At 58.5% G+C, this 21,248-nt stretch carries 16 protein-coding genes; 5 read left to right on the top strand and 11 right to left on the bottom strand.

All coding sequences use genetic code 11. The features are described from left to right. Nucleotides 1-272: 272 nt before the first annotated feature. From gluQRS to D0C27_RS12035, 7 genes are all read right to left on the bottom strand, one after another. Entirely contained in the window at nt 273-1,181 is a 909-nt protein-coding gene (gene gluQRS / locus D0C27_RS12065) for a tRNA glutamyl-Q(34) synthetase GluQRS (RefSeq protein ID WP_137431071.1), read from the bottom strand. A gap of 110 nt (nt 1,182-1,291) precedes the next feature. Further along, entirely contained in the window at nt 1,292-3,304 is a 2,013-nt protein-coding gene (locus D0C27_RS12060) for an acetyl/propionyl/methylcrotonyl-CoA carboxylase subunit alpha (protein ID WP_137431070.1), read from the bottom strand. A 14-nt stretch (nt 3,305-3,318) separates the two neighbouring features. Further along, nucleotides 3,319-4,926, bottom strand: coding sequence for a carboxyl transferase domain-containing protein (locus tag D0C27_RS12055; protein ID WP_042484787.1), 1,608 nt, complete (start codon nt 4,924-4,926; stop codon nt 3,319-3,321). Between the two features lie 72 nt (nt 4,927-4,998). Beyond that, entirely contained in the window at nt 4,999-6,180 is a 1,182-nt protein-coding gene (locus D0C27_RS12050; RefSeq protein WP_035269274.1) for an acetyl-CoA C-acyltransferase, read from the bottom strand. Continuing rightward, nucleotides 6,173-7,984 (bottom strand): bifunctional isocitrate dehydrogenase kinase/phosphatase, encoded by a 1,812-nt coding sequence (gene aceK, locus D0C27_RS12045; protein ID WP_239055719.1) that lies wholly within the window; start codon nt 7,982-7,984, stop codon nt 6,173-6,175. Before aceK ends, D0C27_RS12050 begins: the two co-directional genes overlap by 8 nt. A 69-nt stretch (nt 7,985-8,053) precedes the next feature. Next, nucleotides 8,054-9,232, bottom strand: coding sequence for an isovaleryl-CoA dehydrogenase (locus D0C27_RS12040; RefSeq protein ID WP_026483861.1), 1,179 nt, complete (start codon nt 9,230-9,232; stop codon nt 8,054-8,056). A gap of 81 nt (nt 9,233-9,313) precedes the next feature. Then, the gene (locus D0C27_RS12035) at nt 9,314-9,706 is read right to left on the bottom strand and encodes a MerR family transcriptional regulator (RefSeq protein WP_009463587.1); all 393 of its coding nucleotides are present in this window, start codon (nt 9,704-9,706) and stop codon (nt 9,314-9,316) included. A gap of 115 nt (nt 9,707-9,821) precedes the next feature. On the opposite strand from D0C27_RS12035, the gene D0C27_RS12030 reads away from it, so the two are divergent. Together D0C27_RS12030 and metC are read left to right on the top strand one after the other, a co-directional pair. Beyond that, nucleotides 9,822-10,898, top strand: a complete 1,077-nt coding sequence (locus D0C27_RS12030) for an MBL fold metallo-hydrolase (protein ID WP_060186560.1) — start codon at nt 9,822-9,824, stop codon at nt 10,896-10,898. Between the two features lie 113 nt (nt 10,899-11,011). Next, nucleotides 11,012-12,208, top strand: a complete 1,197-nt coding sequence (gene metC, locus D0C27_RS12025) for a cystathionine beta-lyase (RefSeq protein WP_060186559.1) — start codon at nt 11,012-11,014, stop codon at nt 12,206-12,208. A 226-nt stretch (nt 12,209-12,434) separates the two neighbouring features. Here the strand turns inward: metC and D0C27_RS12020 are convergent, their stop codons facing one another. The 4 genes from D0C27_RS12020 to D0C27_RS12005 form a co-directional block, all read right to left on the bottom strand. Beyond that, nucleotides 12,435-13,076 (bottom strand): thiol:disulfide interchange protein DsbA/DsbL, encoded by a 642-nt coding sequence (locus D0C27_RS12020; protein WP_009463582.1) that lies wholly within the window; start codon nt 13,074-13,076, stop codon nt 12,435-12,437. Nucleotides 13,077-13,165: 89 nt separating this feature from the next. After that, on the bottom strand, nt 13,166-13,909 hold the full coding sequence (locus D0C27_RS12015) for an SPOR domain-containing protein (protein WP_137431068.1): 744 nt from the start codon (nt 13,907-13,909) through the stop codon (nt 13,166-13,168). Between the two features lie 14 nt (nt 13,910-13,923). Continuing rightward, nucleotides 13,924-15,609: an arginine--tRNA ligase gene (gene argS / locus D0C27_RS12010; protein ID WP_026483856.1), complete on the bottom strand. Its 1,686-nt coding sequence runs from the start codon at nt 15,607-15,609 to the stop codon at nt 13,924-13,926. Nucleotides 15,610-15,739: 130 nt separating this feature from the next. Next, nucleotides 15,740-19,474: a phospholipase effector Tle1 domain-containing protein gene (locus D0C27_RS12005; RefSeq protein WP_137431067.1), complete on the bottom strand. Its 3,735-nt coding sequence runs from the start codon at nt 19,472-19,474 to the stop codon at nt 15,740-15,742. A 97-nt stretch (nt 19,475-19,571) separates the two neighbouring features. Between D0C27_RS12005 and D0C27_RS12000 the strand changes: the two genes are divergently transcribed. The 3 genes from D0C27_RS12000 to D0C27_RS11990 all read left to right on the top strand — a co-directional run bounded on the left by D0C27_RS12000 (nt 19,572) and on the right by D0C27_RS11990 (nt 21,225). Then, nucleotides 19,572-19,919 carry a DUF1840 domain-containing protein gene (locus tag D0C27_RS12000; RefSeq protein WP_009463576.1) on the top strand — a complete coding sequence of 116 codons (348 nt, stop codon included), beginning with the start codon at nt 19,572-19,574 and terminating at the stop codon, nt 19,917-19,919. 86 nt (nt 19,920-20,005) lie between these two features. Next, on the top strand, nt 20,006-20,326 hold the full coding sequence (locus tag D0C27_RS11995) for a hypothetical protein (RefSeq protein ID WP_009463574.1): 321 nt from the start codon (nt 20,006-20,008) through the stop codon (nt 20,324-20,326). A 134-nt stretch (nt 20,327-20,460) separates the two neighbouring features. Continuing rightward, nucleotides 20,461-21,225: a YwqG family protein gene (locus D0C27_RS11990; protein ID WP_137431066.1), complete on the top strand. Its 765-nt coding sequence runs from the start codon at nt 20,461-20,463 to the stop codon at nt 21,223-21,225. Nucleotides 21,226-21,248 lie beyond the last annotated feature (23 nt).

The following is a 21,248-nucleotide window of genomic DNA, read 5'->3' as shown; positions in this document are numbered from 1 at the left end:
AAACTGCGTGATTTCGGTAACCAGTGACCAAACTTTACGCTGATTTGCGGTAGGGGGCAAATGGGGTGTTCAGGGGATGGATGGGTCTTGCCTCGCGCCTCCAGACTGCTTTTTGCCTGGGTCTGCTCTGGCAGACGCCCTTTGCGGCGGGGCGTCTTTATGATTGAAACATAAATCGATTGTTGGGGCAGAAACTGTCGTTTATTTGAAACCCTAGGTGGCATCCGCATCCGCATCCGCATCCGCATCCGCATCCGACCTTGGCTCGTAACTTAGTTGTTCGGGCCTGGGTCTTCAGGTAGCGGGAAGCGTTGCGCCCAAGCGCTGATGGCCTGACTCCAGAACTCGTTCAAGCTGTTTACAGCCATGGGAGCAAAACCCAGAAAAGCCCAGACCCGTTGCAGCGTCTCCATAGGATGATCCAGGTCGAAGGCCGGGGCATGATTCTGTTTGGAGAGCTTGCGGCCTTGCTCATCACAGGCCAGCGGCACGTGCAGAGTGCGCGGGACAGGCAGGCCAAGAACTTTTTGCAGTACGCGTTGGCGGGCGGTGGAACTGAGCAAGTCGGCACCGCGTACAACATCGGTGATCTGGCTGTCTGCATCATCAATGACCACAACAAACTGGTAAGCCCAGAGCTTGTCGGCGCGCTTAAGGATGTAGTCCCCGACTTCTTTGGCTACGTCCTGTTGCTGCGGCCCGGCCCAACGATCCGTAAAGTGCTCCACGCCTTCGGGCACCCGCAGCCGCCATGCACGGATGGCACGGTCTGCCGGGATGCCGTGGCGGCAGGTGCCTGCATAGGGATATTCATGCGAATCCGGGGCAACCGGCATGGAAGCCGCCAGAATCTCCTGGCGGGTGCAGGTGCAGCCGTAGACCAGATCTCGCTCGCGCAGGCTATCAAACACTTCCTGATAGCGTGCCTGCCGCTGGCTTTGCCAAAGCACCTCGCCATCCCAGCGCATGCCCAGACCTTGCAACTGCTGCATGATGATCTGGTCAGCCCCTGCGACCACTCGTGGCGTGTCTATATCTTCAATGCGCAGTAGCCAGCGCCCGTTCTGGGCGCGTGCATCCAGGTAGCTGGCCATAGCAGCCACCAATGAACCCTCGTGCAAGGGACCACTGGGACTAGGCGCAAAGCGACCACAGTAAGGGGTAAGGGGCTGGGCGGTCATGAGTCGTTCTTAACGGCAAGAGCCCCTGGACGGGGGCTCTTGTTAGTGCGACTTTACGCCTATTTTTCCAGCCCGGCAATGCGTTTTACACGGGCTGGGAAGGAGGAGTTTCAGCTCTCCATGGTGACTAGTTCAGCGCCCTCGGGCACTTGATCTCCCACGGCAAAGAACAGCTCGGCCACGGTGCCATCAGCCGGTGCCTGAATGGAGTGTTCCATTTTCATGGCTTCCATGACCAGCAGCACATCGCCCTGTTTGACGCTGTCACCTGCGCCCACATTCAGGGCAATGATCTTGCCCGGCATGGGAGCGGTCAGGCGGCCTCCGTGGGCTTCCTGGCTGTTGGTGCCGGCACTGGCCAGGGTGTCGACCACGGCCAAGGTCCAGTCCGAACCAGCCTGGGCAACTTGCAGATGGTCGCCATCTTGCAGCACCTGGGCGCGGTATTCGACCTGATCCAGCCACAGACGCAAGGTCAGGGTGTTGGCCAAACCAGCCCTTGCCTCGGCTTGCCAGCGCAGCGCGTGTTGGGTTTCGCCCAGCGTGATCTGCCACTGGTTGTCACGACGTTGCAGCAGCACTTCGTGGGCTTCTTCACCCAGTTGCAAGGCCACTTTCTGATCGTAGTCCCCGCTCAAACGCCAGGCGTCATGTACCGCCCACGGGTCGGAGTTGGGGGCTTGCCCGCTCATACCCTGATGAGTCAGCACGGCGCAGGCGGCGAAGGCCAGCACAGAAGCTGGAACGTCCTGATTGCTGGGGAACAGCGCATCGTGGCAACGTGGGATCAGACCCGTATCCAGATCGGCCTGGGCAAAGGCTTCATCGCCCAGCAGACGTTGCAGGAAGGTCTTGTTGGTGTGTACACCGGCCACCTGAGTGTCAGCCAGCGTGCGAATCAGGCGACGACGAGCCTGTTCACGATCAGCACCATGGGTGATGACCTTGGCGATCATGGGGTCGTAGAAGGGGCTGATCACGCTGCCTTCACGCACACCGCTGTCGATACGCACATCACCGGAGGTAAAGGACGCATGGGCGGGGTACTGCAAGCTGCGCAGCGTACCGATGGAGGGCAGGAAGTCCTTATCGGGGTTTTCGGCGTAGATACGGACTTCAATGGCGTGGCCATTGATGCTCAGCTCGTCCTGTTTGGCAGGCAAAGGCTGGCCGTCGGCCACACGCAATTGCCATTCCACCAGATCGTGGCCGGTAATCAGTTCGGTGACGGGGTGCTCCACTTGCAGGCGGGTGTTCATTTCCATGAAGTAGAAACGCCCATCCTGCTCGGCAATAAATTCCACCGTTCCTGCTCCCACATAGTTCACGGCGCGGGCCGCAGCAATGGCGGCTTCGCCCATAGCCTGGCGACGCTCGGGCGTCATGCCGGGGGCGGGGGCTTCTTCAATCACTTTCTGGTGACGACGCTGTACCGAGCAATCGCGTTCGAACAGGTACACGTACCCACCGTGCTGGTCACCAAAGACCTGGATTTCGATATGGCGTGGCTTGGTGATGTAGCGCTCGATCAGCACGCGGTCATCGCTAAAGCTGCTGGCGGCTTCGCGCTGGCAAGAGCGCAAGGCTTCCAGGAACGCGCTGGACTCTTCCACAATGCGCATGCCCTTGCCGCCACCGCCAGCACTGGCTTTGATCAGCACGGGGTAGCCGATGTTGTCGGCTTGTTGGTGCAGGAAGTCGGGGTCCTGGTTGTCGCCGTGATAACCGGGCACCAGAGGCACACCGGCTTTTTCCATCAGGGACTTGGCGGCGGACTTGCTGCCCATGGCCGCAATGGCTTGAGCAGGTGGGCCTACAAAAATAATGCCGGCTTCTTCACAAGCGCGAGCAAAGTGCTCGTTCTCGGACAGAAAGCCGTAGCCAGGGTGGATGGCATTCGCGCCAGTGGCACGGGCGGCTTCCAGAATGGCGTCGATCTTCAAGTAACTATCGCGTGGCTCGGGGCCACCGATGCGCACGGCTTGATCACAAGCACGTACGTGCTGGGCGTCGGCGTCCGCGTCGGAGTAAACCGCAACGGTACGCAGCCCCAGGCTGCGGGCAGTGGCGGCCACCCGGCAGGCAATTTCACCGCGATTGGCTATCAGCAGGGTCTGAAACACAGTGTCTCCTTGTCTTACATGCGGAACACGCCAAAGCGGGTGTCTTCAATAGGGGCGTTCAAGGCGGCGGACAGGCCCAGGGCCAGAACGCGCCGGGTATCCGAAGGCTGGATGATGCCGTCATCCCACAGACGCGCAGTGGCGTAGTAGGGGTGGCCTTCATGTTCGTATTGCTCGCGGATGGGGGCCTTGAAGGCTTCTTCTTCCTCGGCGCTCCAGCTTTGGCCACGAGCTTCCAGGCCATCACGGCGCACGGTAGCCAGCACGCTGGCCGCTTGCTCACCACCCATGACCGAGATGCGGGCATTGGGCCAGAGGAACAGCAGGCGCGGGCTGAAGGCACGGCCACACATCCCGTAGTTACCGGCACCAAAGGAGCCGCCCAGAATCACGGTGAACTTGGGCACGGCCGCGGTAGACACGGCGGTGACCAGCTTGGCGCCATGACGGGCAATCCCTTCATTTTCGTACTTGCGGCCCACCATGAAGCCGGTGATGTTTTGCAGGAACACCAGAGGCGTCTTGCGTTGGCAGCACAGTTCAATGAAGTGCGCGCCCTTCTGTGCCGCTTCCGAGAACAGAATGCCGTTATTGGCGATGATGCCTACGGGCATGCCGTGGATATGGGCAAAGCCGGTTACCAGCGTGGTGCCAAAGCGGGCCTTGAATTCGTCAAAATCCGAATCATCCACAATGCGGGCGATCACTTCGCGCACATCGTAGGGCTTGCGAGTGTCGGCAGGGATGATGCCGTTCAGCTCTTGCGGGTCGTAACGTGGCTCGCGGACTTCTTTCAGCGGCCAGGGCAGTTTTTTCTCGCGGTTCAGGCGGCCGACACAGCGGCGTGCCAGTTCCAGCGCATGCAGATCGTTCTCGGCCAGATGGTCAGCCACGCCAGACAGACGGGTGTGCACATCGCCACCGCCCAGATCTTCAGCGCTAACCTCTTCGCCAGTTGCAGCTTTCACCAGTGGCGGGCCACCCAGGAAAATGGTGCCCTGGTCGCGCACGATGATGGACTCATCGCTCATGGCCGGAACGTAGGCACCGCCAGCGGTACACGAACCCATCACCACGGCGATCTGTGCAATCCCCTGGGCCGACATATTGGCCTGGTTGTAGAAGATGCGGCCAAAGTGGTCACGGTCCGGGAACACGTCTTCCTGGTTGGGCAGGTTGGCCCCGCCCGAGTCCACCAGGTACACGCAAGGCAGATTGTTCTGTTGGGCAATTTCCTGGGCACGCAAATGCTTTTTCACCGTCAGCGGATAGTAGGTACCGCCCTTGACCGTCGCGTCGTTGCAGACCACCACGCATTCAATGCCTGCAATGCGGCCAATGCCCGTGATGATGCCGGCACCGGGAGACTCGTTGTTATAGACGTCCTGGGCAGCCAGAGGCGAGAGCTCCAGAAAGGGAGTACCGGGATCAAGCAGACGTTCGACGCGTTCACGGGGCAGCAGCTTGCCGCGACCCACATGGCGTTGCCGGGAGGATTCGGACCCACCCAAGGCGGTTTTCTGTAGCTTTTGGCGCAGATCAAGGATCAGGGCCTGCATGATCGAGGCGTTGTCCTGAAAGTCTTGGGAACGCGGATTGATGCGGGATTCAATAACTGACATGGCGTGCCTGGAAAGAGAACAGAGAAAAGCCCATAAAATCAGCCGGGCCGCAGCCCGGCTGATGAGCTTGCTTTAAACCAGCTCGACGGCCAGGGCGACAGCTTCGCCACCGCCAATGCACAGCGAGGCAATACCGCGCTTGCCGCCGGTCTTGCGCAGTGCGCCGATCAAGGTCGCCAGAAGGCGAGCACCCGATGCACCGATGGGATGACCCAGGGCGGTAGCACCACCGTGGATGTTGACCTTGTCGTGCGGGATGTTCAGCTCTTTCATGGCAGCCATGGTCACCACGGCAAAGGCTTCGTTGATCTCGAACAGGTCAACGTCAGCCACGCTCCAACCGGTTTTATCCAGCAGTTTCTGGATAGCAGCGACTGGAGCGGTCGTGAACCAGGCGGGTTCCTGTGCGTGCTGGGTGTGAGCCACAATGCGGGCCAGCGGAGTTGCACCCAGTTCCTTGGCTTTCTCTTCGGTGGTGATCACCATGGCGGCGGCACCGTCCGAAATGGACGAGGCGTTGGCAGCGGTAATCGTGCCGTCTTTCTTGAAAGCGGGACGCAGCGTGGGGATCTTCTCGGGCATGGCTTTGGTGGGGGCTTCATCCTTGGCCACAACGACATCACCCTTGCGACCAGCGATGGTGACTGGCGCAATTTCCCATTCAAAGCTGCCGTCATCGCTGGCTTGGCGAGCGCGGCGCAGCGACTCCAGCGCGTAAGCATCTTGCTCTTCGCGGCTGAACTCGTATTTGCTAGCGCAATCTTCGGCAAATACACCCATGGCGGTGCCACGACTGTAGGCATCTTCCAGGCCGTCCATGGCCATGTGGTCATACACGGTGGAGTGACCGTAGCGGTAGCCTTCGCGGCCTTTCAGCAGCAGGTAGGGAGCATTGCTCATGCTTTCCTGACCGCCGGCCACCACCACGTCCACGCTGCCTGCCTTGAGCAGGTCGTGGGCAAACATGGCGGCTTTCAGACCGGAACCGCACACCTTGTGAATGGTGGTGCAAGCTACACCCTGGGGCAGACCGGCGCCCAAGGCAGCCTGGCGTGCAGGAGCCTGGCCCTGACCGGCTTGCAGCACGTTACCCATGATCACTTCGTCGACCTTGTCGGCCTGAATGCCCGAGCGCTCCATGGCCGCCTTGATGGCGACGGCGCCCAGTTCGTGGGCGGCCAGATCGGACAGGCTACCCATCATGCCGCCCATAGGGGTGCGGGCGATCGAGACGATGACAACGGAATTAGTCATGAAAGACTCCTGGTTGCAAAGAGGAGACCGGCGCGCGCTTGGCAAACTCGTGCAGCTGCCGATCTTTGTTATACGGAAAAATATTTTCGATCCGACCTTGCGTCACTCGCAAGCGGCACTGTGTCCACCATTCAGGCTCCAGCAGTTCCGCATGGTGGGCCATGAAGGCTTTGCGAATACGAGGGTCGGTCAATAGAAAGTAGCCGAATTCTTCGGGAAATACATCGTTCGGGCCGATGGGATACCAGGGCTCGCTGGCCATTTCGGCTTCTTCATTTGGTGCAGGCGGAATAGCGCGAAAGTTCATCTCGCGCATGTGCTGGATTTCGTCGTAGTCATAGAAGACAACGCGGCCCAGACGGGTCACACCAAAGTTCTTGAACAACATATCGCCGGGGAAGATGTCGGCGGCGGCCAGTTCCCGGATCGCCTTGCCGTATTGCTCCACGGCGGCGTTCAGGGCGGGGTCGCTGGCTTTGTTCAGATACAGGTTCAGCGGGGTCATGCGCCGTTCAATGTAGACGTGGCGCAGCAAGATGGTGTCCTCGGACTCTTCCAGCAGGCTGGGCACTTCGCGGCGAAGTTCTTCCAGCAAGGCTTCGGAAAAGCGTGCCTTGGGCAAGGCAACCTGAGCGTAGTCCCAGGTGTCGGCCATGCGCCCGACACGATCATGTTTTTTAACCAGCTGGTATTTGCTGCGCACCGTGGCGTGGTCCATGCCCTGCTTTTGAATCCGGTCGCGGATCAGCTTGAACACATAGGGGTAGGACGGCAGGGTGAATACCGTCATCACCATACCGGCAATACCGGGAGCCAGATCAAAGTGATCGTGCGAGTGCGACAGGTGGTGCAGAAAGTCGCGGTAGAACAGCGTCTTGCCCTGCTTTTGCAGACCGATGGCGGTGTACAGCTCGGCCTTGGGCTTGCGGGGCAGCAGGCTGGACAGGAAGTCCACATAGGCTGACGGTGCTTCCATATCGACCAGGAAATAGGCGCGAGTAAAGCTGAACAGCGTGGACAGGTCGTCCGTGGTGTGCAGCAAGGCATCTATATACAAGTGTCCCGAGGGGCGATGCAAAATGGCAATCGAAAAGGGCAGCACTTCACCCTGATTGATCAGGCGGCCCACCACATAGGCACCCTTGTTACGAAAGAACAGGGAGTTCAGCACCTGAATCTGGCAGTCCGAGCCAATGCGCGAGCCATAGCCACGTGGCAGGCGGCGGCATAGCTGACGCACGGCCATGCGAGCCAATGTGCGCACATCGCGCGGCAGGTCGGCAAAGGGGGCGGCCAGACCGAAGTCGGCCAGCATATTGGTCAGGCTGGTTTCCAGACCTTCTTCGGTGGGGTAATAGACCCGATACGAAGGCAGCGCGCCGTCCAGATAATCCGTGGCAACAGCTGGACGCACGAAAATGAATTCGTTGCGAAAATAGTGCCGGTGCAGCACGCGGCAGGAGACGGAGTTGAAGAAGGTCTCGGCACATTCCGGCTGACGGTGGCCCGACAGCAAACGCACAAATTCAGCCTTGGCTTGCAGCCACAATTGCTGCTGGGCCTCGTCCAGATGCGCCGGATCGGAAGGCGTGGGCTGATGCAAACGCAGATTCTGGCTAAGCATGGCCGCGCATTCGCGCACCCGTGTCGCGTAGTACTCGATACGTTCGCGCGAGAGCTGCTGAATACCATGCCAGTCGCCCGATTCGTACAAAGACTTGGCGCGCTGGGCACTATAGCGAAACAGCGCGTAGTGGCGATTGAAACCATCCAGCATGGCCTGGGCCACCTGGATAGCCGTCATCCCCGGTTTTTGAACCGGGGTAATGACGGTGGTTTCGCCAAAATCAGGGTTGGACATGCCTCTGCCTTTTTAGGCGGTTTCGGCGAACAATTCGCGGCCGATCAGCATGCGGCGGATTTCACTGGTGCCCGCGCCGATCTCGTACAACTTGGCATCGCGCCACAGGCGGCCTGTGGGGAATTCGTTGATGTAGCCGTTGCCGCCCAGAATCTGTATACCTTCACCAGCCATCCAGGTGGCTTTTTCGGCGCTGTACAGGATGGCGGCTGCGCAGTCTTTACGCACAGAACGTACATGGCCTGCACCCAGACGGTCCAGATTCTTGCCCACGGCATAGCACAGGGCGCGGCTGGCTTGCAGGGTGGTGTACATATCGGCCACCTTGCCTTGAATCAGCTGGAATTCGCCAATGGCCTGGCCGAACTGCTTGCGGTCGTGGATGTAAGGAATCACCACGTCCATGACGGCTTGCATGATGCCCAGCGGACCACCGGCCAGCACGGCGCGTTCGTAGTCCAGGCCGGACATCAGCACTTTGACGCCACCATTGAGTTGGCCCAGCACGTTTTCTTCAGGCACTTCACAGTCCTGGAACACCAGCTCGCCTGTGTGGCTGCCGCGCATACCCAGCTTGTCCAGCTTTTGGGCAACGGAGAAACCGGCAAAATCTTTTTCGATCAGGAAGGCGGTAATGCCGCGTGCGCCGGCTTGCGGGTCCGTTTTGGCGTACACCACCAGGGTGTCAGCGTCCGGGCCGTTGGTAATCCACATTTTGGAGCCGTTCAGCACGTAGCGATCGCCCTTTTTGTCGGCGCGCAGCTTCATGCTGACCACGTCCGAACCGGCACCGGGCTCACTCATGGCCAGAGCACCGATATGCTCGCCGCTGATCAGCTTGGGCAGGTATTTCTGCTTCTGGGCTTCCGTACCGTTGCGGTTGATCTGGTTCACACAGAGGTTGGAGTGCGCACCGTAGGACAGAGCCACCGAGGCGCTGGCACGGGAGATTTCTTCCATTGCGATCATGTGGGCCAGATAGCCCAGGTTCGCACCACCGTATTCTTCGCTGACGGTCATGCCCAGCAAACCCATCTCACCGAACTTCTTCCACAAGTGCATGGGGAACTGGTCATCGTGATCCAGTTGAGCCGCTAAAGGGGCAATTTCGGCCTGGGAGAAGTCGGCGACAGCGTCGCGCAGCATGTCCAGGTCGGAGCCAAGATCGAAATTCAGGCCGGGCAGGCTCATGAGGCACTCCGTGGAAATAAATGGGTTGTGGAATTGTATTTATATTACGTTTACGTAAACGTCATATATATGGGTTTTCCCTTATCGGGACTCCAACTTCAACTGTTCGCTCATGGTGTGACAGATGTCGAGCTGGTCCTGAATCTCCTGCAAGGTCTGATCCAGGTCCTGCCGCTGGCGCTCCAGGCGCAGGCGATGCTCGTTCAATACCTCCTGATAGTGCTTAAGCTGGGAAGCCGTGTCCATCGGGGATTCATACATATTGATCAGCCGCAGAATCTCCGATAACTGCAGCCCCAGGCGCTTGCCACGCAGAGCCAGCTTCAGGCGGGCACGATCGCGGGGCTGATAAATGCGCTGTGTACCTTGGCGCAGCGGGCTCAAGATCCCTTGGTCTTCATAGAAGCGCAGGGTGCGAGGCGTGATGCCAAACTCGTGCGCCAGATCCGATATTGTCCAGGTTGTCGTTGTCATTTTTAGTGTGATTTACGTAAACGTAAACTATCATGCCATAGAGCTAGAGAGGGAACTAGGGCCTTTTAGTATGGACAGCCCTTACGCCCTACAAGAGCCATTCATTGGAGCGAGCATGAATCCTAACGAACAAAAATTGAATTATCCCTGGGCAGATACCCTGCCCCCAGCGGGTGGCAGCCTGGAAGTCGCGCCGGGGGTGCGTTGGCTGCGTATGCCTTTGCCTTTTGCGCTGGATCACATCAATTTGTGGCTATTGCGCGACCAAATCGAGGGGCGCGAGGGCTGGACCATTGTGGACTGTGGCGTCGCCCGTCCCGAAGTGCGCGAGCTGTGGGAACAGGTTTTCCAGAACGAGCTGGAAGGCTTGCCCGTGCTGCGCGTGATCGTTACCCATATGCACCCGGATCATGTCGGTTTGGCGGACTGGTTGTGCCAGCGCTGGAATGCACCTTTGTGGATCAGCATGACGGACTACGCGACCGCCAGGCTGTGGTCGGGGACAGGTGGACGCCAGACTGGCGCGGAGGCCGGTGGCCCGAATGGTGTGGCGGCAGAAGCGCATTTTGTCCGTCACGGCCTGCAAGATGAGAAAGCCCGTGAACAGATTCGCAGCCGTGGGGATTACTACCCTTCGATGGTGCCTTCGGTGCCCGAGCGTTTTGTGCGCTTGATGGATGGTCAGCGTGTGGTGATTGCCGGTCGCCCCTGGCGTTTGATCGTGGGCTACGGCCACGCTCCCGAGCATATGTCGTTGTACTGTGAAGAACTGAAGGTGCTGATTTCCGGTGACATGCTTTTGCCGCGTATCTCCACCAATATCAGCGTGTTCGATACCGAGCCCTTTGCGAATCCCTTGCCTTTGTACCTGAACTCCCTGCTGTCCTATCAGGATCTGGCCCCGGATACTTTGGTGTTGCCTTCGCATGGCAAGCCTTTCCGTGGCATGCACGAGCGCATTCGTCAGCAGCAGGAGCATCACGCCGAGCGTCTGGAAGAAGTGTTGGAAGCCTGTGCCCAGCCCTGTACCGCCGCCGATATTCTGCCTGTGCTCTTTCATCGCAAGCTGGACTCGCATCAGATGACCTTTGCCATGGGCGAGGCCATTGCTCACCTGCACGCCTTGTATTTTGATGACCGTTTGCGTCGTGAGATGGGCGAGGATGGGGTTTACCGTTTCCAGCGCATTTAAACACTGGGGCGCCTCTTAATAAGAGGGGGCAATATAGCGACTGTTGGCAGAGGCGACTGGGCCCGCTGGCCTGTGGTAGCGTAGAGCTTTTCTTGCTACCGCCTGCCAACACTATGAGCTCTGATCTCGCCCTGGACACCGCCTTGCAACATACGGGTCTGGCCCCGTTCGATCCGCATACCGATGCGGCGCCGGTGGCCGTGCCCATCATGCGCACCAGTACGGTGCGCTTTCGCAATCTGGACGCTCTGGATCGAGCCCAGGCGGACAAGGCAGATCCTGAAAAACGCTCGGTTACCTACGGGCGCTCGGGCATGGATACCCACGCTGCACTGGAGCAGGTGTTCTGTCAGCTGGAATCTGCCACCCAGGCTTTGCTGGCACCGTCCGGCATGGCAGCGATTACCTTGGGTTTGCTGGCACTGCTGGATTCTGGCGATCACGTGCTGATTGCTGACAGTGCTTATGGTCCGGTGCGTTATCTGGAAAAGACCGTGTTGCGCCGCATGGGCATACAGGCCACGTTCTGTGCACCGACCCCCGAGGAAATGGCACGTCATCTGCAGGACAATACCCGCATGGTGTACGTGGAGTCACCCGGCTCCTTGTTGATGCAAATGCTGGATATGCCTGCCTTGGCGGAGTTTGGTCGCAAGCACGATTTGCTGCTGGTTACTGACAACACCTGGGGCTCGGGCTATATCTACCGTCCCTTGGAATTGGGTTTTGACGTGTCTATCGTGGCTGGGACCAAGTATGTGGCAGGCCACTCCGATTTGATGTTGGGTGCAGTCATGTCCGCAGATCCAGCCATCAACAAACGCCTGCACGACAACCACTATGCGCTGGGTTTTTCCATCAGTGCCGATGACGCCTGGTTGGCATTACGCGGTGTGCGTACCCTGCCTATTCGTATGCGTGAAAGCGCCGCCAATGCGCTGGCTGTGTGCCAATTTCTGGATAGTCGCCCTGAAGTTACCCGTATCTATCATCCCGCTTGGCCACAAGATCCTGGCCATGCCTTGTGGCAACGTGACTGCACCGGCTCTAACGGCATGTTGTCGGTGCAGCTACGACTGAACAATGCGCAGGCACGCGCATTCGTAGATGCCCTGACCCTGTTTGGTATCGGCTTTTCCTGGGGTGGTTTTGAAAGCCTGGTGCAGTTGGTGGATACGGCGTTTCTAAGTGGTCATAGCTACTGGCAGGACAGCCAGGACAGTCTGGTGCGCCTGCATATCGGTTTGGAATCGACCAAAGACTTGTGCGCTGACCTGACGCAGGCTTTTGAGACGGCGGCGCAGGCTTAGGCCTTTCACTGACTGCTCCAGCCAGGGACGCACCCTGGCTTTAATAAATGGCCCAGACTTGCAATGACGTTGGAATCCCGTACCTTCTTGTAAGCCGCTGTTATCGAATTACTTACGAGTTACCGGCAGCTAATAGATCACAGATATAGAAACGCCAAGGGCCCTCAAAACCGGAACGAATCCAGTCTTGAGGGCCCTTGGCGGTATGGCTCAGCCAGATCGCTAATTAGCGATTAGTGACCATCTTCACCAGCTCTTGAGCTTTGGTGATGCTTTCGTCGTAACCATTGGCCAGTGCAGGGGAAGTCACAAACTTGCCGCCTACTGCCAGACTAGGTGTGCCCTGAATCTGGTAGGTGTTGGACAGTTCGTTGGCTTTATTGGCCTTGGTCTGCACACCAAAGGAGTTGAAGGTCTGCTCGAAGCGAGCCTTGTCTACGCCTTGCGCGGCTGCCCAGGCCGTGATGGTCTTGGCATCAAAAATGCGCTCACGTTTCTGGTGGATGGCTTCAAACACCTTGGGATGCAGGTCCAGACGGTCCATGGCTTCCAGGGTGTAGTACAGCTTTTGCAGATCAGTCATGCCGGCATTGAAGGCAACAGGCACACGGCGCAGCACGACGTTGTCTGGCAGGGTCTTGGACCAGGCTTCGACCTTGGGTTCCAGGATGGCGCAGTGTGGGCAGCTGTAGGAGAAGAACTCCAGCACTTCGGTTTTACCGACGCTGTCCGAGGGCTGAGCCGCAGGCAGGGTAACGTAGCCTTGGTCGGCTTGTTGAGCCAGCGCGCTGGTGGCGGGCAACAAGGTCGCACCAGCCAAGAGACTGGCACCGACCAGGGATCGTACAAACAATGCGTTCAGCTTCATGAATCAATTTCCTTAATGGGGAAGATGAGGTCTATGACCTGTGCAATGGCGGAAAAGTTCACCTTGGGGCTGCCTTTGGCACAAATTGCTTAGGGCCGGACCACCGAAGTATCAATTTTTTCCTCGGCCAGACGGCTGCGTGCCCGGTTCATTTCGTCTATGCCCTTGAAGGGGCCCATGCGTACCCGGTTCACCGTGCTGCCATTGACCTGTGCACTTTGCACTGAAGCGTCAAAGCCTAGCATCAACAAGCGGGCCTTCATGGCTTCGGCGTCCGCATTGTTGCGAAATGCGCCTGCTTGCAGGTAGTAGGGGGTGGAGGTGGTGGCTGGCTTGGTCGCCGCCGGGGGCGCAGCCGGAGCTGGTGTGGCGGGTTTGCTGGTGGCCGGTGCCGGGGTGCTTGGAGCGGCAGGCGTTGTGGCCGGAGGCGTTACCACAGGAGCGGTATTGCGGGTCTCTGGCTGGCGAGCTGGTTCCGTGCCCATGGCGGGCAAGGTGGCGATCAGATCACCCAAGGCGTCCGGTGCAGCAGGCTTGGACGGGATGCTGGGCAAATTCACGGGGGGCAAGGTCAAACCGGGAATGGTGTCGCCCGGCGGAGGAGTTTGCCCACTGGAGCTACCATACAGGTCCCGGTTCGGGTCCAGCAAGTCTCGCCCTTCAGGCAAGGCAACGGTAGGTTTGTCCCGGCTGGCCTTGTCCACAAAGGGCATGGGCACTTTGGTGACAAACAGGGCAACGGCGACCGCCGCGCCCAGACCCAGAATCAGGCCAATCAGAATGCCGGTATACGTACCGCCGGAACTACTGGATTTTTTACGTGCTCTTGCCATATCTGCCTATGGGTTTACATACGTTCGGGTGCGGACACACCCAGCAGGTTCAGACCATTGCGAATGACTTGGGCGCAGGCCTGGGCCAGACGCAGACGGGCCAGACGCAAGGTGGTGTCGTCTACCGACACGCGCTCGGCGTTGTACCAGGAGTGGAAGTCCGCCGCGCAGTCGCGCAGCCAGAAGGCAATGTGGTGAGGAGCCAATTCGCGAGCGGATTGGGCCAGCACATTGGGGTATTCGGACAGGCGTTGCAGCAGGGCGATTTCGGTGGGGGCGGTCAAAGGCGTGATGTCGGCCTGAGGAACCTGATCCAGCAGTTCTGCCGACTGGTTCAACACGGAGTTGATACGGGCATGGGCGTACTGGATGTAGTAAACCGGGTTTTCTTCGCTTTTGGACAGGGCCAGATCGATATCGAATACGAATTCGGAGTCGGCACGACGCTGGATCAGGAAGAAGCGTACGGCGTCCTGGCCTACCCATTCGATCAGGTCACGCAAGGTGACGTAGCTGCCTGCGCGTTTGGAAATTTTCACTTCCTGGCCATTGCGCATGACTTTGACCATCTTGTGCAGGATATAGGCCGGGAATTCCTTGGGGATACCCAGACCCAGACCTTGCAGGCCAGCGCGCACACGGGCAATGGTGCCGTGGTGGTCGGAGCCTTGAATATTGATGGCGTGGTGGAAACCGCGTTCCCACTTGGCCACGTGGTAGGCCACGTCCGGCACGAAGTAGGTGTAGCCGCCTTCGGATTTGCGCATCACGCGGTCTTTGTCGTCGCCTGTGCCCAGTTCGGTGGTGCGCAGCCACAGCGCGCCGTCCAGCTCGTAGGTGTGACCGGCGTCGATCAGGGCCTGCACGGTTTTTTCAACCTTGCCGGAGGTGTACAGCGAGCTTTCCAGGTAGAAGTTGTCGAACTTCAGGCCGAAAGCCTGCAAGTCCAGATCCTGCTCGCGGCGCAGGTAGGCCACGGCAAAGCGGCGGATGTCTTCCAAATTGTCCAGATCACCACTGGCGGTGACGGAGGCGCCATCGGCAGCCTGAACCGTTGCACCGGCCTGGTAGTCGCGGGCGATATCCAGAATGTAGTCGCCCTTGTAGCCGTCAGCGGGGAATTGCTCGCTGTCGGGCTCGATGCCACGGGCACGGGCATGTACGCTGGTGGTCAGGTTGTCGATCTGGTTACCGGCGTCGTTGTAGTAGAACTCGCGGGTTACGTCGTACCCTTGGGAGCTGAATACGCGGCACAGCGAGTCGCCCAGCGCAGCCTGACGGGCGTGGCCCACGTGCAAGGGGCCGGTCGGGTTGGCCGACACAAACTCCACCATCAGTTTTTCCTGGGTAGGAGCAAGGTGACCGAAGTTATCGCCCTGTTCAGCAATAGTCTTCAGGACAGCCTGGTGCGTGGCGGTGGACAGACGAAAGTTGATAAAGCCCGGACCGGCAATTTCCGCGCCTGCCAGCAAAGCGGCGGCGTTCGGATCGGCCAGGAGGGTATCGACGATTTGCTGAGCCAGCTCGCGCGGGTTGCGACCGGCTGGTTTGGCCAGTTGCATGGCAATATTGCAGGCAGCATCACCGTGCGCAGCCACTTTGGGGCGCTCCAGCGTGATGTTGGGTTCAGCCTGGGGCAAGATGGCACGGACGGCAGCCTGGAGGCAGGCGATTAATTGAGATTGTTGCTCAGCAAGCATAGGAAAGGTCTGGATTGGTAGAAAGACAACTGCGGCGTGTGGAACACGCCCCAGATGGAAGGCGCGACATTGGCCCGCCGGATAGCCCCACATGATAGCGTGATTTGACGCCAAATTCTTTTCAAGAAGCCTAGCGCTCCCATCCCAGGTGGTTATGTAACCACGTATCGTAAGCGTCCATGTCTACCCAACCCACTTGATTTCCGGGACGGATGCGCCAGCTGTTATGGCGTTTGATCACGGTTTCCATGGATTGTTGGGTAGCCTGCCCCAGACGTGGATGCAGGTCCTGATACATCAGGTTTCGACCCGCTCCGTGATAGTCCACACCCCGCAAACTGCCTTTCGTCAGTCGCAGCCCAGGCAGGCGCATGTCCAGTAATACAGGGTGAAGGACGCTAAGGTCTGTGTGCGCCAGTTCCGCCAGCGTCAGGCCCGTCGCCCTGGCCTGCCAATGCATCCAGGCCAGCGCTACCTTATCCAGATCGCTGATGGTTTCTTCGTTTTCATCCGGCAGCACGCCGCCGCCAATCTGGCTGTGCGCGCCGATAAAAGGCATTTCCACCGTGTTCATGGCCTCTGTCAGGGCGCTTAAGGGGAAGTAGGCACGGTGTTCATGCATGGCGACGGCATGCGCAACCCAGCTCCAGGCGTCGGAGACGCCCAAGCGGTATTGGGAGTTGCTGCCGCCTCCCAGCCCGAACTGGGCCACGGTGTCGAACAGCCCTAAAAAGCGGGGCGTGATGCAGGCACGGATGGCGCCGCGCTGCGGATCATTCAGCACAAACCAGCCCTGCTGCACGTGGTCCAGAATTCGATTGGAAAAGTCTCGTGCCAGTGCCGCTCCCCGAGAAAAACCCAGCAAGTCCACGGGTACAGCGCTAGGAGCCGGGCCTTGTTCCTGCATGCGATTCAGAAAATTGTTCCATTGCGACTCCAGAATCTGCCCCGCTCGCCAAGCAGTCAGTGCATCCCAGTTCAGGGTGACTGGATCCCCCGGCCCTTCGGTGTAATGCACCGCTCCATCCTGATACAACTGCGACAGTTTCCACACATTGCTATTGGTAATAGGAGCCTGTCGTGTGCCATCAAAGGCGAACAGGAGCAGGCCGGTGGGATCAATATGACGCAAAGGCTGTTGCTGTGCGTAACCCACGGCCTGGGTCTGCGGCCATGGTCCTAGAGGGTCTGCTTCCAGATACTGCCCGTGATCGGGTAGATAGGTACGCAAGAGATTGTCGTGCCAGCCGGTAGCCGATTCCGCGTACTGCCCCGGCAGGCGTAGGTTGAATTCCAGGGTTTCAAGCAAAGGTTCGGCCTGTCCTAAAGGGTTCAGGTCGGCAGCCCAAACCGGCTGGGTTTGCTGATCGCTAATCAGCCGCACAGCCCCCATCAAATCACTATGCAGGTAATACAGCTGCCCTTGTCCGTCTGGCTGATAAACAATCATGCCTATTGGTGTCAGCCCGGCATACAGATAGCGCCGGGAGATGAGCTGGCCGGGTGTAGCTGGTAAATCCAGCTCAGCCATTAATTGCTGGCCGTGAAAGAAGAAGGCACGCTCCTGATTGCCTTGCTGGCGCCAGATACGTTGGCCAAAGGCATCGTGCCGGTATTCGACCAGTGTGGAGTTTGCTGTTTGCACACGCTTCAAGCGACGGTTGGGGCCGTAGTCCAGATTCAGGTTTCCGACGGCTTTCGCCGTGCCGGAGGAGGAACGCTGAATGGAGGCGGCTGGCTTCGGGTGGCGTGCAGCAAGTTCGCCGTTGTGCCCCCAGGCTAGCCACTGTTCTGGTTCTGTCTTGTCCTGACGGAAAGCGATTAGCCGGTTTTGGGCGTCGTAGTGCAACAGCCAATGACGGGTTTGCTGTAGCAGCGGGTATTCATGACGATCCTCCAGCACCCTGCCTTGGGCATCCAGACGGCGGGCTTGTGTCCAGGCAGGTTTGCCATCCGGCTGCAAAAGCATCAAATCCACCGCTTGCCCGGTGCTGTTCGCATGGCTGATCAGTTGCAGGCCATTGCCCCAGGCATAGCCCACCTCTTGTGCGTGGATCACGGTCTGGCTTTGCCCGGTTTGCTTGATCCACTCCAGAGACAGCAATCGTCCGCTTTTGTCCCAGTGATAGCGTAGCTGGCCACCTTCCGGCAGGGTGTGCCGCGTCAGCTTGCGCTGCTCGTCGTACTCAAAGCGCTCGGTCCAGCGTTGGCCGGGACTATGGCGGCGTTCCAAACGGCGCTCTTGTAGTAAACCGGCCCGCAATTTGAGCCATTGCGTTTCTGTGGGATGACGAATACGCAGCGCGCCAGGCCCGAGCCAGTCCAGCTCACTGCGTTCAGTGTCCTGACCTTGCTGATGCTCAAGACTGCTCAGGCGTCCCTGTTGGTCGTATTGAATTTGGAGCGCGCCTCCTTCGGCATATTCGAGGTACGTCAGTTTGCCATTCGGGTTCCAGCGCCGTGTTTCGCTTCCATGCTGGCTGGTTGCCCAGCTTTGCAAGCGCCCTTTTTCATCCAGCTCCAAACGTAATGCTCCCCAGCCGCCCTGCCTTTTCTCCAGTCGAGAGAGCGTTCCATTTGCCCGGCGTTGCGCTGTCCAAGGTCCGGCCTGCAACCAGCGCCCTTGCGGGTCATATTGCCATTCCGTGCTGTGGACCGGGCAGTCCCTACACAAACGACTTTCCAGTTTTTGTAGCCGCTGCAGGCCTTGATAGTCTCGGTAATGGAAGCGATGTCGCTCCGTACCTATGGACCATTCGCTCAGACCTGGCTCATAGCGTGCCGTCCAGTCTTGCTTGAAGGCGTGGGAGATCAACCTATTGACTCGGCCTTGGGCGTCGTACTCCCATTGTTGGACTGGCTGAGGGGCTTGCCCCGGTGCTTGCAGGCTGCTGCCACCCAAACGGTGCGACCAAGGTGCGGGGGCTGGATGATAGAGGCGTTGCATGCCGTCCGGACGGCTGACGCTGGCCAGCCAGATTTGTTGATCCTGCTGTTCCAGAAGCAAGCGAAACGGCCCGGCCGGGGTTTTAATATTGATAGCCGTAGCCGTAGCCGTAGCCGTAGCCGTAGCCGTAGTTGCCTCCGTCGTCGCTGCTGCTACTGCGGCCGTTCCCGCTGCCCTTACCGCCCTTGTGACATGGGTCAGGGAACTGGTTTTAGTTTGGGATTGAACCTGTCCTGATGCCTGAACTTGAGTTTGGTTTTGTCCTGGTTCTTTGCTCTGTTCCAGCCCTGGTAGCGACACCGACTCCTGCGTTTGGCTTTCCCAGTCAAACACCAGCGCTTGGCCCAAATGATTACGGACAGTGTTAACCGCATACGCCTGCGGATGCGTGCCCGCAAAACGTTCTATATCCAGCCACTGCTGGGTAGATATACGCACATGGATTAACCAGCCCTGCTCATCAAACCGCAGAATCAAACCATTCGGCCCTTGCCAGAACCAGCCCGAACTTTGCCGCTGTGCAGGTGGGTACAAGCGCGTTTGTCTTCCATCCGGCATGAACAAGGCATGGCCTTGCTGCCGCAATTGCAGGTCGTAATTCAAGGCCCAGCCAGTTTGCCCAAGTGTCGGTGTGGGGTTTCGCCCCTGCCCATTCCAATGGCGCTGCAATTGCAGCAAAGGCCAGGCCTGGCTTAGCGGCAGGTCTGTATCGCTTTGGTATTTTTGTCCGCTGAGCAAATCCACTGGATTGAGCAAACCCATATCCGTTGCGGGCTCGGCCTGTTCTCCCAAAGCGGCCGCTGGTGCGCAGCGGGTGGAAGATGGAGGCAATGGGCATTCAAGCGAGCTTTGTGACCAGGCCAGGGACGGTAAGGTAGTCAAGAGCAAGATTAACCATGGCAGAAACGCGGCAGGCATGAAGGACTCTCCAAGACGGGGAAAATCCTGCTATCTTGCAGGGGTGTGTATCCTGAAAGTCGAATCGGAAACACAAAGATCCATAAGGAGAAACCGTATGCTAGTCGTCTTTAAAAGCAAAGCCGCCGCCGATGTTCTGATGTTCTCTGAACATGCCATGCCTATTCTCCGGGCCGCGGGGCGTTCCTATCCTGATGGTTTGCCCGAGCGTGGCGTGTTCACGGCAGAGCAACTGTCCGAAGCTATTGGCAATATTGAGCGAGCGATCGGGCAGGACCGGGAAAACAAGCATTCGCCCCACGAGGACGAAGACGATGAAAAGGAACACCCGATTTCACAGGCCGTGAGTTTCAGCCAACGCGCCTATCCTTTGCTGGATATGTTGCGCCAGGCGAATAACACTGGCGTGCCGGTGATGTGGGAACCGGCTGATAGCTCCTGGTAGTCCCTGGAATGTCGGCCTGCCGACAATTTGGCAGGCCTTCTTTGCTTAAGCTCCAAAGTTGATCTATTTTTTTTCGGAGATCGTCTATGAGCGCTATGGTGCTTGTGATCTTTAGTCCTCGCCAGCACATAGAGCTGGTCACTCCTATACAAACCATTGATGCGGACAGCGGCAAGCAATCGCGTGATTGGTTTGATCGCACCTGGCAAGAGCTTGGCTGTGAACCCCTGCGGGCCAGCGGCAAAGTGCTGTTGCTGGACAAGATTATGGGCGTGGCCGATGCCCTGGGTTACACGCTGCTGTCGCAAGACGATGAGCGCGCCCAGGAATTTGCACGCCATTGCTTGCAAGCGGTGGGCTCCATGCAAGTTACTGTGGATTTGCCGGGTTTGGCGGTCACGTACTGATCTGCGGCAAGGCAAACGAAAACCGGCTCTTGGGCCGGTTTTTTTCTTTCTGATTCTTCGGCAAGGGTTGCCGTGTGTGCTGTGACACCCTTATCCTTGCCTGCACCATCTTCAACTTCTTCCTTCCCTGCGCCATGGATCTGAACACGCTAGAAAAGTACCTTGATGCCTCACCTGTGCTGCAAGCGCATAAACAGTATTTCCTGGACCTGGCGCAACCGGCGGTTGCCATCCGTTTGGGGAAAGGCCAGGGTCAGCCTTTGCAAAGCCGCTTTGGTGGCCAACCTATGGTTCCTCCAGGCTTTACTTGGCCCGAGCATCCGGACGGTGAATATTTATTTGTCGGCCAGATCAATTTTGCGGAGCTGCCGGAAGGACCGGATCGCCCAGCGAATTTGCCCACGAGCGGGCTGCTATCGCTGTTTTACGGTATGGATCAGGAAGACGCCATTTTCTGGCGCGATGAGGACTATCTGAAGGCTTTTTACTGGCCGGACACCACTGATTTTCACGAGCTTCATGCCCCTCATGATTGGGGTACAGCAAGTCGGGAAGTGCTGTTCGAAAACTGCATTGATATTCCTCGCCATGAAGAGCTGCGCAAGGATTGGCCAGTGGATATGGACGAGCTGTATGACTGGTTTGAGGAGCTGGAAGAAAGCGGCGACTTGCCGCGCGACTATCTGCTGGGTCGCCCCTCTTGGGACAGCCTGGGCTATGACCCTACGCCGACGCAGGACGAGTATCCCAGTCAGTCGCCATGGCGTTCACTGCTGACCTTGCAGTCCCATGATGAGTTGAACTGGTGCTGGCAAGATGGTGCCCGCTTGATGGCCTTTATTGAAGAGGACAAGCTGCGCGCCAAAGACTTCAGCCGTCTTCAAGTGGATTGCGGCTAAACAGGGGGCAAGCGCCGTGTGGT

This window comes from Alcaligenes faecalis (assembly GCF_005311025.1).
In the GTDB taxonomy this organism is placed as follows: domain Bacteria; phylum Pseudomonadota; class Gammaproteobacteria; order Burkholderiales; family Burkholderiaceae_B; genus Alcaligenes; species Alcaligenes phenolicus.
The sequence above is the reverse complement of the archived record's forward strand: the minus strand, read 5'-3'. Positions and strand labels throughout refer to the sequence as shown.